The 13,547-nt window shown below is 35.7% G+C and carries 11 protein-coding genes; 5 read left to right on the top strand and 6 right to left on the bottom strand.

Annotated features, from left to right (window positions below; genetic code table 11):
- The first annotated feature begins 167 nt into the window (after positions 1-167).
- Both brnQ and LKACC16343_RS11505 read left to right on the top strand, forming a co-directional pair.
- Complete coding sequence (gene brnQ / locus LKACC16343_RS11510; protein WP_056951812.1) at positions 168-1,571, top strand: branched-chain amino acid transport system II carrier protein; 1,404 nt, start codon at positions 168-170, stop codon at positions 1,569-1,571.
- Position 1,572: 1 nt separating this feature from the next.
- Positions 1,573-2,055 carry a GNAT family N-acetyltransferase gene (locus tag LKACC16343_RS11505; protein WP_056951811.1) on the top strand — a complete coding sequence of 161 codons (483 nt, stop codon included), beginning with the start codon at positions 1,573-1,575 and terminating at the stop codon, positions 2,053-2,055.
- A 43-nt stretch (positions 2,056-2,098) separates the two neighbouring features.
- Here LKACC16343_RS11505 and LKACC16343_RS11500 read toward each other — a convergent pair whose 3' ends face one another.
- The 4 genes from LKACC16343_RS11500 to LKACC16343_RS11485 form a co-directional block, all read right to left on the bottom strand.
- Entirely contained in the window at positions 2,099-2,287 is a 189-nt protein-coding gene (locus LKACC16343_RS11500; protein ID WP_056951810.1) for a hypothetical protein, read from the bottom strand.
- 10 nt (positions 2,288-2,297) lie between these two features.
- Positions 2,298-3,056, bottom strand: coding sequence for a helix-turn-helix domain-containing protein (locus LKACC16343_RS11495; RefSeq protein ID WP_056951808.1), 759 nt, complete (start codon positions 3,054-3,056; stop codon positions 2,298-2,300).
- Between the two features lie 244 nt (positions 3,057-3,300).
- Positions 3,301-4,641 carry a glucose-6-phosphate isomerase gene (locus LKACC16343_RS11490; protein WP_056951806.1) on the bottom strand — a complete coding sequence of 447 codons (1,341 nt, stop codon included), beginning with the start codon at positions 4,639-4,641 and terminating at the stop codon, positions 3,301-3,303.
- A gap of 55 nt (positions 4,642-4,696) precedes the next feature.
- Positions 4,697-5,317, bottom strand: coding sequence for a VanZ family protein (locus LKACC16343_RS11485; RefSeq protein WP_056951804.1), 621 nt, complete (start codon positions 5,315-5,317; stop codon positions 4,697-4,699).
- Positions 5,318-5,430: 113 nt separating this feature from the next.
- On the opposite strand from LKACC16343_RS11485, the gene LKACC16343_RS11480 reads away from it, so the two are divergent.
- Positions 5,431-7,602 carry an LTA synthase family protein gene (locus LKACC16343_RS11480; protein ID WP_056951802.1) on the top strand — a complete coding sequence of 724 codons (2,172 nt, stop codon included), beginning with the start codon at positions 5,431-5,433 and terminating at the stop codon, positions 7,600-7,602.
- Between the two features lie 82 nt (positions 7,603-7,684).
- The gene (locus tag LKACC16343_RS11475) at positions 7,685-9,853 is read left to right on the top strand and encodes an LTA synthase family protein (protein WP_056951799.1); all 2,169 of its coding nucleotides are present in this window, start codon (positions 7,685-7,687) and stop codon (positions 9,851-9,853) included.
- A 542-nt stretch (positions 9,854-10,395) separates the two neighbouring features.
- Here the strand turns inward: LKACC16343_RS11475 and LKACC16343_RS11470 are convergent.
- Together LKACC16343_RS11470 and LKACC16343_RS11465 are read right to left on the bottom strand one after the other, a co-directional pair.
- Positions 10,396-11,901 (bottom strand): sensor histidine kinase, encoded by a 1,506-nt coding sequence (locus LKACC16343_RS11470; RefSeq protein ID WP_056951797.1) that lies wholly within the window; start codon positions 11,899-11,901, stop codon positions 10,396-10,398.
- Positions 11,901-12,650: a response regulator transcription factor gene (locus LKACC16343_RS11465; protein ID WP_056951795.1), complete on the bottom strand. Its 750-nt coding sequence runs from the start codon at positions 12,648-12,650 to the stop codon at positions 11,901-11,903. The genes LKACC16343_RS11470 and LKACC16343_RS11465 overlap by 1 nt, the downstream gene beginning before the upstream one ends.
- A gap of 76 nt (positions 12,651-12,726) precedes the next feature.
- Between LKACC16343_RS11465 and LKACC16343_RS11460 the strand changes: the two genes are divergently transcribed.
- On the top strand, positions 12,727-13,503 hold the full coding sequence (locus LKACC16343_RS11460; protein ID WP_056951793.1) for a Cof-type HAD-IIB family hydrolase: 777 nt from the start codon (positions 12,727-12,729) through the stop codon (positions 13,501-13,503).
- The last annotated feature ends 44 nt before the right edge of the window (positions 13,504-13,547 follow it).

Raw genomic sequence — 13,547 nt, 5'->3', positions numbered from 1 at the left:
TTTTATAATCTTTTAGTGGCTTTGCCACTCTAGAGACTATTATGGGGATATCTTTAGATATCCGTATTCCACGCCTTTTGATTTCAAGCATTTAAAGGCAACCCATAACGTAGAAAGAAAATCTTCATTCCAGACATCTATATTATTCAAAAAGGGGCGTGTATCACATGCAAGACGATTTTAATTATAATTTTTCAGGGGAAACTAAACCCAAACATAAAGTTTGGCATCTATTGATTGTCAGTTCATTGATCTTTGGAATGTTCTTTGGATCAGGTAATTTAATTTTTCCAATTCATTTAGGACAACTTTCTGGTAATAACTGGTTCCCGGCAGCTTTGGGATTTGCTGTTTCTGGGTCTTTATTCCCACTACTAGCCATCTTGGCGGTCGTTGTTACTAAGAGTGACGGCCTCTATGATTTGGCTCGACCAGTTGGTAAATATTATGCTGCTATTTTTTTAGTTCTTGTTCATTTAACAATCGGACCATTCTTCGGAACACCAAGAACTGCTGCTATGGCCTATGAAATGGCGGCTAAGCCGTTCTTACCCGCAAAATTCAATACTATTGGTATGTTCTTATTCACAGCCCTTTTCTTCGGATTAGCTTACATTTTAACGGTACATCAGAGTCAATTATTAAAATATGTTGGAAAATATCTCAATACGATTTTCCTAGTTTTATTAGCAATTATTTTCATCGTGGCTTTTCTAAAACCTATGGGTGGCTTGAACCATATGCCAACCTCAGCTTATCAAACTAATCCTTCCGTCAATGGTTTACTTGAGGGTTACAACACCATCGATGCTGTTGCTCTGTTAGCTTTAAGTGTTACCTTTGTTCATGCCGTTAGAGGTTTAGGATACAAGGATAAAGAGATGTCTCGTTTAACTGCTAAAGCTGGTTCTTTAAGTATCAGTTTAGAAATTTTAGTTTATTTCGGATTAGTACTACTAGGTGCCTTTAGTTTAAATAAAATGAACTTATCAGCTAACGGTGGAGATGCCCTCTCAGGTATTGTTAATTATTATTTTGGTAGCTTCGGTACAGCCTTTCTCGGTGTTTTAGTTACTTTGGGAGTTTTCACCACGGCTATGGGATTAGTTGCTTCATTCTCACAAGATTTCCACAAGTTATTCCCTAAAGTCAGTTATTTAGCTTGGTTACGAGTTACAACTTTCCTATCATTTATCGTCGCTAATGCCGGACTTGATAACATCATTGCTTGGTCATTACCAGTACTGATGCTTCTGTATCCTTTATCATTGGCTCTAATTTTAGCTTCCTTAACTGTCCACGCTAAACCATATGCTGGTGTAGTATACAAAATGACCATTGCATTCACTATTCTACCTGCTATCTTCGATATGTTGAATGCCTCACCTGCAGCTGTCACTAACCTAACTTTTGTCAAATTGGCTTTGAGATATTATCATCAATACATTCCATTGGCAAATTTAGGATTGGGCTGGGTCACATTGACATTGGCTGGATTCGTATTAGGATTAGTTGTCGGAAAATTGGGTAACTTAGCAAGCATCAACAATACCGTTGAAAGTCGAGATTAAAATGAATTTTGAAATAGTCAAAACCAATCAACAAACTGATTTTAAAGCCATCAAGGAAGTTTATTATCAGACTTGGAATTACGCATATATCGGTATCGTTCCACAATCGTTTTTAGATCACTTAACAACCGATATCTGGCATCCTGAAAAACGTGTCAACAATACCTTAATTGCTATCGTCAATGGAAAAATAGTCGGTGTCTGTAGTTATGGACCTGCACGTCGGAAAAATTATGTCGGTTATGGGGAAATCTATTCAATTTACGTCTTACCTGAATTTCAACATCAAGGCATTGGTCAAAAGCTCTTCCAATCTGCCCTAAATATCTTACAAAAGGACTTCAATAAATTTTATCTGATTGTTCTAAAAGATAACCTGATTGCTCAAGCTTTTTATGAAATGTTTGGATTCGAATCTACTGAAGAAAAATTGGTTGAACATACTGCTTATGGAAATTTGGATGAAATAATCTTTACAAAATAAAAGGAATCACTATGACGTTTAAATTTCATAGTGATTCCTTTTATTACATCCTGGTCCCGGCTACCATAATTGTTCCTAGTACAAGAGCAATGAATCCAATAATTCCAAATGGAATTGTTATTCCACCCCAAGCTGGTTTATTAGCAATTGCCCGAATTTTAAAACTAATCGTGGCAATACCCGCAAAAATGAAACCTATAGCAAATATTCCAATACCTATATTCAATAACATATTAATTATCTCATCTGCTTTCTTTTTGATAATTATTTTTACGATACATCAATGGCGATATTCCAACTTTCTTTTTAAATTGTTTGGAAAAGTCATTCAAATCATAGAATTTCAATTTTTCAGCAATTGTTTGAATTGAATCATCCGTATCGCGCAATAACTTTTGAGCAACACTGATCTTTTTAGTACTAATGAATTCACTTATTGACATGTTCATTTCAGCTTTGAAATCTCTCTGGGCTCTGGCTGGATTACAATATTGATTAGCATGAATCAAAACATCTTTTACAGTAACTTTATGATAAATATTAGTATTAATATAATAAATAATATCCAAAGTTGGTTCCAAGCGGCTTGAGAAAGATAGATTATCCACTCTCATCAATAAACTAAAGTCATATATTATTCTCTGAACCCACTCCAAATAGTCCTTCACAGGCTTATTTTGCAATAAACTATGATACTTCTGTTGCAATTCTAAAAATGGATAAATTTCAACATGATTCTGAATACCTTCATGTGCTAAATCATCGACAAAACTATGCATTTGAGCAGTTATTTGAGTTATGGTCAAATACTTCATTAAGTCAGTATTTCTTTCAAAATTTTCTTTTATAAATTTAAATCCATCTATTAAGTCACCTCGACGATAATATCGAAGAAAATCCCTTTGAATATATCCCAACAATATAATCGCTTTCTTTTCAGGTCTCTGGTGAACATACGATTTAAGATGACCTAAATATCGCGTATAAACCAAATCATCCATCGTCGCAATCTCCCCTTCCATTTATAGTAATTGTATTTTACAAGTTTACTGAGGCTTAAACCAGAACCAAGTTTACAATCAAGCCAAAAGTGTTTGCAAAGAGGAATTATACCGAGATGAAATATTCGTGTAGCAATTTTAGTATCAAATAGACAAAAGATAGCTAAAATTTTACTAAGAATTATTGGTCGACAAAAAACCTCACATCTTTCGACGTGAGGTTTAATTAATTTAACTTATAAAATTATAGTCTCTTGTTTAATTCTTCGCCAAGTTCTTCATAACCAGGACGGCCAAGTAGACCAAACATGTTCTTCTTGTATGCTTCAACACCTGGTTGGTTGAATGGGTTAATACCGTTCAAGTAACCAGAAATACCAACAGCAATTTCAAAGAAGTACATCAAGTAACCTAAGTTATAAGCATCTTGTTTTTCAATGTGAACTGTCATAACTGGAACGCCACCGTCAGTATGTGCAAGAACAACACCTTCGTAAGCCTTCTTGTTAACAAAGTCCATTGACTTGTTTTCCAAGTACTTCAAACCATCAAGGTTATCTTTTTCAGCAGGAATCTTAACATCATGTCTTGGTTGGTCAATCAAAACAACTGTTTCCATAAGGTTACGACGACCTTCTTGGATATATTGACCTAATGAATGCAAGTCAGTTGAGAAGTTAGCTGATGATGGGTAGATACCCTTTTGATCTTTACCTTCAGATTCACCCATCAATTGCTTCCACCATTCACCAAAGTATTGAACGTTTGGTTCGTAGTTTTCTAGCAATTCTGTTGTGTAACCTTTACGGTACAAGATATTTCTCAAAGCAGCGTACTTGTAAGCATCGTTCTTTGTTAGATCAGCTGATGAGTAGTCTTCACGTGATTGTGCAGCACCTTCCATCAACTTATCGATGTCAATACCAGCAACGGCGATTGGCAATAGACCAACGGCTGTAAGAACTGAGAAACGACCACCGATATCATCAGGAACAACGAATTCTTCGTAGCCTTCAGCATCAGATTCTGTCTTCAAAGCACCCTTAGCACGATCTGTTGTAGCGTAGATACGGCCCTTAGCACCTTCAACACCATACTTTTCAATCAACTTAGCTTTCAAAATACGGAAAGCGATTGAAGGTTCTGTTGTTGTACCAGATTTTGAAATAACGTTAATACTGAAATCACGGTCACCGATAACATCAAGAAGATCAGCTAGGTAATTTGGAGAAATTGAGTTACCACAGAAGTAAACTTCTGGAACATCTTTTTCATTCTTAACGTTATAGAATGATGAACTTAAGAAATCAATTGCAGCACGTGCACCTAAATATGAACCACCAATACCGATTCCAACAAAGACTTCTGAGTCTGATTGGATCTTCTTAGCAGCTTTCTTAATACGGGCAAATTCATCCTTGTCATAGTCAACAGGCAAATCGATGAAACCACGGAAGTCAGCACCAGCACCAGTACCCTTACGTAATTCATCGTCAGCAGCTGTAACAAGAGCTTGCATTTCGCCAACTTCATTCTCATGAACGAATTTGTTCAATTTTGAATCATCAAATTTAATTTGTGTCATTTTCTCTCCTCCATATATATCGTCAAAACTAGATTAATCATTTTTGAAGAAAATTTCAAATTTTTATTAGCTTTTTTATCCATTTTCCTACAAAATATAAAAAATATCCTACCGCAGCGCCGAGAGTATTAAAGATAACGTCATCAATATCCGTTACACCAGTGTTCAAAATAAACTGAAGCGTTTCAATCGAAGTCGAGATCAAAGCGCCAATTAGGACAACTTTTAGAAATCCAAAGTGTCTTTCTGTAAGCGCAGGTATAAATATTCCCATTGGTACGAACCACACAATATTACCATATAAATTATAAAAAAAGTCGACTAATGATTGACCATTTAATAATTTTATCGTTTCTACTAGTGGAATTATATTAATTTGGGATAACGGCCGATGCCAATAAAACTTGAATTGCCAAATGAAATAGCCATCTCGAAAGACTGTTAAAGCAAAAAGTAGGAGAACATAGAAGACAAATACAGTTAGGCCAAATTCACGGCCAAAGGTTGTATTTTTCTTTTTAACTTTTACCCATATATACCTAAGGATAACGAAAAATAAGGTATATAATATTGCTTTATCCACAGCATAAAAAGAAAGCCTAATCAATGGAAAATGATTGAATCTTGACGCATACTTTTCAAAAATGTATGTATACAACGGTCCTAAAAATATCATTTTTCTTATTCTTCCCCACTTTTTACCTATAACGTATTATACTAACAATTAAACAATTTATTTAGTACTTAAATAGATTTTATTAAAGAATTTTTACAAATAAGGAATTATCAATGAATAGATTAAAAAATTTCTTGAGTAAACGATTAGGTTTTCTAACCCTTTTAGTCTTTACTCTCTGGCTCAAAACTATTATAGCTTATTATACTGATTTTTCTCTAGGCGCAACGGACCCGTTACAACATGCGATTTTGATTTTTAATCCTATCGCTACCTCCGTTATCTTACTCAGTATATCGTTGTATGTCACTCGCCCAAGAATCTCTTATATCGTTATGGGAGTGATATACGTTCTTGAATCAGTTCTTCTGTATGGAAACGTGCTTTATTACCGCGAATTAAGTGACTTCTTATCTTTCAACACTATCACCAGTGCTTCAAAGGTTTCTAAAGGCCTTGGTGGCAGTGCCACCAGTCTAATCCAAGCTCACGATATCCTTTATGGTTTAGATTTTATTATTATTGCTATTTTGTTATTTACTCACTTTATTAAAATTGATCCTCGTCCCATGAAAAAATTGACTGCTGTAGCGACGACTATGTTGGGTATTTTCTTATTCTCATTCAATTTAACCGTTGCGGAAAGCAATCGTCCTCAACTATTAGGAAGAACTTTCGATCGTTCTTATATTGTTAAGTATTTAGGCTTAAATACTTTTTTAGCCTATGACTCAATCAAGACAGTTCAAAATAATCAAGTCCGTTCCGAAGCCGTTGGTACCGATATGGATGATGTTTTAGCTGATGTTCAAAAGAATTACGCTAAACCGAATAAAACTTATTTTGGTAAAGCTAAGGGTAAAAACATTATCATTATTCACTTGGAAAGTTTCCAACAATTCCTGATTAACGACAAAGTTAACGGTCAGGAGGTAACGCCGTTCTTAAACAGTCTTTATGACGATAAAAACACAATGTCATTTGATAACTTCTATCACGAAGTAGGACAAGGACGGACTAGTGATGCCGAGAATATGCTAGAAACTGGTCTCTTTGGTTTACCAGAAGGATCACTCTTCACCAAACTAGGAAGTGACAATACTTTCCAAGCTGCCCCGGCTATTTTGGGACAAAAAGAAGGCTACACTAGTGCTGTCTTCCATGGTAATGTTGGAAGTTTTTGGAACCGTAATTCCGTTTACAAAAATATGGGTTATAATTATTTCTTTGATTCCAGTTACTTTAATAAGAGTGATGATTCAATGTTGGGATTCGGTATGAAAGATAAATTAATGCTTTCAGAAAGTGTGAAATATCTTGAGCAATTGCAACAACCGTTTTACGCTAAATTTATTACTGTAACCAATCATTATCCGTTCCAATTAACTGATGAAGATAAAGACGATTTTACTCCACCGGATACTGACAACAGTACTGTTAATGGTTACTTTGAAACAGCTCACTATTTGGACAATGCCTTGAAAGAATTCTTCAACTATTTAAAGAGCAGTGGAATTTACGATAATTCAATGATTGTACTTTACGGTGACCACTATGGATTATCTGATAGTCAAAATACTGATCTAGCACCTGTTTTAGGAATTGATTCGAAAGATTGGACCGACTTCAATGATTCACAAATGCAAAAGGTGCCTTTCATGATTCATATGAAGGGACTCAAGGGTGGTATTAACCACACTTATGGTGGTGAAATTGATGTCTTGCCTACACTACTTCATTTAGCCGGAATCAATACAAAACAGTATGTTCAATTAGGAACTGACCTACTTTCAAAACAACATAATCCTATCGTAATTTTCCGAAACAAGAATTTTGTCACCCCGCACTACACTGTCTTAAAAGGCAATAGTGATCAGCCTGAGGTTTATCGGAATAAAACTGGTGAATTAGTCGACCTCAGTCAGAATCCGATTCTCAAGCAAAAGGTTAAAAAATGGCAAGAATATGTCAACGTCAAACTTAAACTTTCAGATACTATTAACAATAAGAATCTTTTGAGATTCTACACGCCAAGTGGATTCACACCGGTTAACCCTAAGAATTATGATTATCAAAACGAAATTCAAAAACTTGTTCAAACGCGTAATGACTTAGGTCTAAAATCAACCAGCGTCTATTCGCAAAATAATAATAAGTCGACAACTAGTCTATATACCACCGATGCACCTGAATTAAACGGTGATCGTACTTATATTGATAGTTGGTCTAGCATCTTAAAAGAAGATTCTGAAAATAAGAGCAACAATTCTACCTCCAACAAGTAAAGTCAGCTTAGAGCTGGCTTTTTTTATTGGTCCAGATAAAGTATTATTACGTAGTGAACTAATTATGTTATGAGGAACTTTTATGAAAAAAATTAAATCCGTACTAAATACTAGATTAGGATTTATGACCTTTTTAATTCTTTGTCTATGGTTAAAAACCATCGTTACTTACTATCTCGATTTTTCTTTAGGTATCGAAAACTTTTTACAGCACTTTTTATTAATTGTTAATCCATTCGCTACGCTGGTTTTATTGATGAGTGTCGCGCTCTATTTCAATAGAGGAATTTTATCTTACATTGCCATGGGGATTATTTATATTGCTGATTCAATTTTTATTTACAGCAATGTCTTATACTTCCGATCATTTTCTGATTTTATTTCCTTCAATTCCATTACTGGTGTCGGTAAAGTCGCCAAAGGTCTTGGTACTACAACTTTAGGTGTTGTCCAAGCACGTGATGCCATCTATCTAATTGATATTGTCATTATTGCACTTCTGTTTATTTTCCACTTCATCAAGGTTGATCGTCGTCCTTTTAGAAAATTGAATGCCGTAGCCACAACTTGTTTGGGCTTAATGCTATTTTCAGCCGATTTGGCGGGTTCTGAAGCTAATCGTCCCCAATTATTAGGAAGAACCTTTGACCACTCTTATATCGTTAAATATTTAGGAATAAACGCATTCCTACCATATGATTCGATTAGATCGGCTCAAAATGACCAAGTGCGCTCAACTGCTACTGAATCAGAGATGGATAAAGTCCTTGATTATGTCCATCAAAACTATGCAGCGCCCAACCCAACTTATTTCGGTAAAGCTAATGGCAAAAATATCATCATCATCCATCTGGAAAGCTTTGAACAATTCCTTATCGGTTTGAAAGTTAATGGTCAAGAAGTTACACCGTTCTTGAATAAGCTTTATCATGACAAAAATACTATTGCTTACGATAACTTTTTCAACGAAGTTGGTAGCGGTCGAACTAGTGATGCCGAAACAATGCTAGAATCTGGACTATTTGGCCTTCCTGCGGGTACTTCTGTCTTTACCAAATTGGGAACTTCAAATACCTTCCAAGCAGCACCCGCCATCCTTGCACAAAAGAAGGGTTATACCAGTGCTGTTTTCCACGGAAATGTTGGTAGTTTCTGGGATCGTAATTCTGTTTATAAGAATATGGGCTACAATTACTTCTTCGATAAAAGTTATTACGACACTAAAAATCCTGATACCGCCTCACTTAACACTTATGGTATTAAGGATAAATTGTTGCTGTCTGAAAGTGCTAAGTATCTTGAACAGATGCAACAACCTTTCTATACTAAATTTTTAACCGTTACTAATCACGTTCGTTATCAATTTGCTGACGAAGATAATGATAATTTCAAATCTACCGATCTTGACGATGACGAAATTAATCAATATTTTAAGACCGCTCATTATTTAGATAAATCTGTCGAAGAGTTTTTCAATTATTTGAATGATACTGGACTGTCAAAAAATAGTATGATTGTACTTTATGGTGATCACTATGGTCTTGACAAGAACAGTAAAGGCGATAGTCAGCACAAAGAATTAGCTACTGGTCTCTTTGGTCAAGATCCTGACACTTGGAGCAAATTCAACGAAACACAGTATCAACGTGTACCTTTTATGATTCACATGAATGGTCTTAAAGGCGGAATCAAACATACTTACGGTGGCGAAATTGACGTCTTACCAACAGTTCTACATTTGGCCGGAGTTAACACTAGTCAATACGTTCAATTAGGAACAGATCTACTATCGAAACAACATAGTTCCGTTGTAGCCTTCCGAAATAAGAGTTTGATTACACCGAAGTATACGGTCTACCCTAATGATTCTGGTAGTCCAACCGTTTATGAAAACAAAACCGGTCAAGAAATTCCTTTGAAGGATAATCCAAGATTAGCTATGCAGGCCGACAAATGGTTGGAAGATGTCAGTCTAAAATTAAAAGTTTCTGACAACGTTAATAACAAAAATCTCTTGAGATTCTATACACCAACAGGATTCATCCCTGTTAATCCAACTAATTACTCTTATCAGAATCAAGTTCAACAATTGGTCAAACGTCGTGATGAACTAGGCGTTAAATCTACTAGCATTTATTCTCGTAATGGCAACAAATCAACTACTAATTTGTATAATACCGATGCTTTGCAATTACAAGATGACCGTTCACCAATCGACAGTTGGTCATACTTAGGTAAAAAAGAGAAATAATCACACCAACTAATGTGGTTGAAATATGCCGTCGTCCGCAAAAAATCCGTAGGCCGCTGGAACGTGGTGGACACGACTTCAAGCTAATAATTCCGCACTTCGTACGGAATCATGGATCTCGAAGCTCGGTCTTTTACTAATCTTGCTACGCAAGCTAAGTAAAATCACACCACTGAGGGCCTACAGATTTTTTACTACCGACTAGTTAGTTGGTTCTAGTATTTTTAAACCTAAAAATATAGAAATTTTAAATTAAAAGAACAGCCTCCATTAAATATTCAAGACTTTGCTTGAATCCTTTAATAGAGGCTGTTTTCATCTTACTGGACTAAATTATTTTACAAAATCACGTATTAAACATACTTACCTCAAGAAAAATAATTGAAATGTTATTTAGTCTGGAGTAAGAATTGGAAATTTAAGCGTATTCACATTTTAAAAAAATTTGAAAGGGATTAAAAAGAGTGCTCACATCAAATCTGATATATTTCAGTTTGCTGTGAGCACTCTTTTATTTTAAATCTAGGCAAAATCTTTTAGACTTAACGATTACTGCCTTCTTTATTTTCATTTGGTTTATGTTCATAACCGTCGTCAAAGAGCGTTACGGTAAAGGTCGTCCCTTCATTTTCCTTACTCTTAACTTCAATTTCACCACCATGATTTTCAATCAATTGATGAACGATTGATAGTCCTAAACCAGATTCTCCATACTTACGGTTCTTACGTGAAGGATCAGCTTTGTAGTAACGATCCCAAATGTTCTTAACTTGGTCTTCCGACATCCCTATTCCGGTATCAGAAATGGTAAAGACAGAGGCGTGACGATTTTCTTCACGAGTTCCACTGACAAAAATTTTGCCATCATTAGTAAACTGAATTGCATTTTGAATAATATTGAACATAACTTGAACAAAACGATCGTAATCAGCGAAGGTCTTTAATTCACCATCATACTTCTTCAAAATCAATTCATCGCCAGATCCAGCAGCCTTCTTCTCCAATTGTGAAGTAATATCGGTTAAAGGCTTATTGGCGTCAAAGACTCGCTTAGCCATTGTTATTTGGTTAGTCCGAATCTTCTCATAATCCAAATTCTCATTAACTAATCTAATCAAACGTTTTGTTTCATTCCTCATCAACTGGATACTTTGACCTTTAGACTCTTCAGGGATAGCATCATAAGCCAATCCCTCTAATAGTCCATTAATAGTCGTTAGCGGCGTTCTCATTTCATGTGATGCATCTGCCATGAATTCCTTCCGTCGTTGTTCCTGACGCTTAATTTCAGTATCTGAGGCTTCTAGAGACTTAACCATTTGATTAAAGTCCTCTGCCAAATCATCTAGTTCATCGCGACCTTTACTCTCGATATGAACCGAGAAGTCATTATTAGCAACTTTCTTCGTCGCACTACGTAATCGATTAATTCGATTAACCTGATATCTCGAAAGTAAGAAACTCAAAATAATTGCCGCTAATAGCGAAATCAAGAGTGCAAAATACAGACGACTATTAATCTCACCAATATTAGTCTGCAACTCGGAAACATCTGATCCAGCCCAAACGGCCGCAATTAACTTTCCATTTTGGAACCACGGCGTTAGGACATAAACATAACTTCGGTTATCATCCTTTCGCAATCGCGGATTTCCATCAGTGTCTTGCAACTTCTGCACATTACGGATTGTCTTGCCTTGCTTAAGTTTCTTCCAATAAGAATCTTTCAAATGTAGTTTTACATTAGTTGGTGGCGTTGGGTACACTTGGTCGTTGTTGTAGTCAAAAATAGCGAATTGCACGTTTCTTTCTGACAAGACTTGTTCAACCGTTCGAATATTGTCACCAGTAATATTATGAATCTGTCCTGTTTTAGGATCAGTCTTCAAAGCAATCTTTTCCAGATTACCAGCATAGCTTTCCAAACTCTTGTAAGTCCGATTATATTCCCAGCTAGTTGAGGCACTCGTAACTGAATATAAAATGATCCCCAAGGTCGTTAAGATAACAATCAAAAAGCTTAGCATATTTTGGTAAATTAATTTCATTATGCCTCAGCCCTTGCAGTTGTATCGTCAAATTTGTAGCCCACGCCCCAAACAGTTTCAATAACTTGTGGACCTACTTTTTCAATCTTTTGACGCAATTTCTTGATATGGGCATCGACTGTTCTTTCTTCTCCAAAATAGTCGTAATCCCAAACTAATTCTAGTAATTGTTCACGTGAAAAGACTTGCTTAGGCTTGCTAGCTAGAGTCTTCAATAAATCAAATTCCTTTGGTGTCAAATCAGGAATTTCTTTATCATTTAAATAAGCTTCACGCGTGCTTGAGTTGAGCTTAAAGAAACCAGTATTGATGTCGAACCCATCATCTGCTTCTTCCACCGTTGCATTAACGCTCTTGCTCTCAGCTAATTTTTCAGCCATATTTTCATCACGTCTGTGAATAGCCTTCATACGAGCAATTAAAGTGATAGGACTGAATGGTTTTGTGACATAATCGTCAGCACCAAATTCTAGACCTAATACTTGATCACTTTCGGTATCACGGGCAGTTAACATAATAATTGGTACAGTTTTAGATACTTTACGGATCTCTTTAGCAACTTCCATTCCGTCTTTTCCTGGAAGGTTCAAATCTAGGGTGATCATATCCCAATCGTTAGGACTAGCATTGAACATATCGACGGCTTCGTTACCATCATATGCAAAACTGGCATCCCACTTTTCCTTTTGGAAGAACATTCCCATCATTTCGGAGACGGACTTGTTATCTTCAATCATTAAAATTTTCATTAATATCACTCCATCTTTTCTTTAAAACTTGGTAATATGTTATAAGTATACAAAATTTATTTAGGTTGGTGATCTTTTGCAAACAAATTATAAGGGAACTGTTTTCTTCGACCTCGACGGTACACTTCTAAACGCCCATTCAGAAATTGATGCAGACGTTGCACAAGCTACACGTGAACTCAAAGAAAATGGCTATTTACCAGTCGTTAACACTGGACGTGCTCCAATTGAAATTGACCCAGTGCTTAACTCAACTGATATTGATACATATATTACCTTGGATGGAGCTTATGTCCAATCTCAAGGCAAAGTAGTTTACGAAAACAATATTAAACCAGACTTAATCGAAAAGCTTCTTAAACAAGCTAAAAAATTCGGTGACACTGTTAGTGTTCATTCAGCTGATCAATCATATCTTAACGAAGTTAACCCTTTTGTTGAAGATTTTTACAAAAGTGTTCATTTAGAACTACCTGAAATTGATCCTGATTTCTACAAATCTAACAAAGTTCCTATGATTGTTATCGTTACTGAAGGTGATGGCTCCAATTATCAAGAAGTCTTCGATGATCTTACTTTTTATAAGACAGGTCCTAGATCAGTTGATACTGTCAATAAGGGTGTTTCTAAGATGAGTGGTATCAAACATCTATTAAAGGAACTAGACCTTGAAGACAAACCAACTTATGCCTTTGGCGATGGTAATAATGACTTGCCAATGCTTGAATTTGCTGATTACAGTGTTGCCATGGGTAACGGTTTAGACTCGGTCAAAGCCATTGCTTCTTATGTTACCACTGAAAACGTTAACGGTGGTATCGTTAATGGTCTAAAACACTACAATTTAATCTAATACTCAATAACTTTTTGCGCTTAAATTAAACAAAAGCAGGTAAT

It is taken from the genome of Companilactobacillus bobalius, from assembly GCF_002179915.1.
GTDB lineage: Bacteria > Bacillota > Bacilli > Lactobacillales > Lactobacillaceae > Companilactobacillus > Companilactobacillus bobalius.
Note: the sequence above shows the minus strand (reverse complement) of the source record. Positions and strands in the feature narration are given on the sequence as shown.

Coding starts and splice junctions, on each gene's coding strand:
- brnQ (WP_056951812.1), top strand. CDS start 168: ATGCAAGACGATTTTAATTATAATTTTTCAGGGGAAACTAAACCCAAA.
- LKACC16343_RS11505 (WP_056951811.1), top strand. CDS start 1,573: ATGAATTTTGAAATAGTCAAAACCAATCAACAAACTGATTTTAAAGCC.
- LKACC16343_RS11500 (WP_056951810.1), bottom strand. CDS start 2,287: ATGTTATTGAATATAGGTATTGGAATATTTGCTATAGGTTTCATTTTT.
- LKACC16343_RS11495 (WP_056951808.1), bottom strand. CDS start 3,056: ATGGATGATTTGGTTTATACGCGATATTTAGGTCATCTTAAATCGTAT.
- LKACC16343_RS11490 (WP_056951806.1), bottom strand. CDS start 4,641: ATGACACAAATTAAATTTGATGATTCAAAATTGAACAAATTCGTTCAT.
- LKACC16343_RS11485 (WP_056951804.1), bottom strand. CDS start 5,317: ATGATATTTTTAGGACCGTTGTATACATACATTTTTGAAAAGTATGCG.
- LKACC16343_RS11480 (WP_056951802.1), top strand. CDS start 5,431: ATGAATAGATTAAAAAATTTCTTGAGTAAACGATTAGGTTTTCTAACC.
- LKACC16343_RS11475 (WP_056951799.1), top strand. CDS start 7,685: ATGAAAAAAATTAAATCCGTACTAAATACTAGATTAGGATTTATGACC.
- LKACC16343_RS11470 (WP_056951797.1), bottom strand. CDS start 11,901: ATGAAATTAATTTACCAAAATATGCTAAGCTTTTTGATTGTTATCTTA.
- LKACC16343_RS11465 (WP_056951795.1), bottom strand. CDS start 12,650: ATGAAAATTTTAATGATTGAAGATAACAAGTCCGTCTCCGAAATGATG.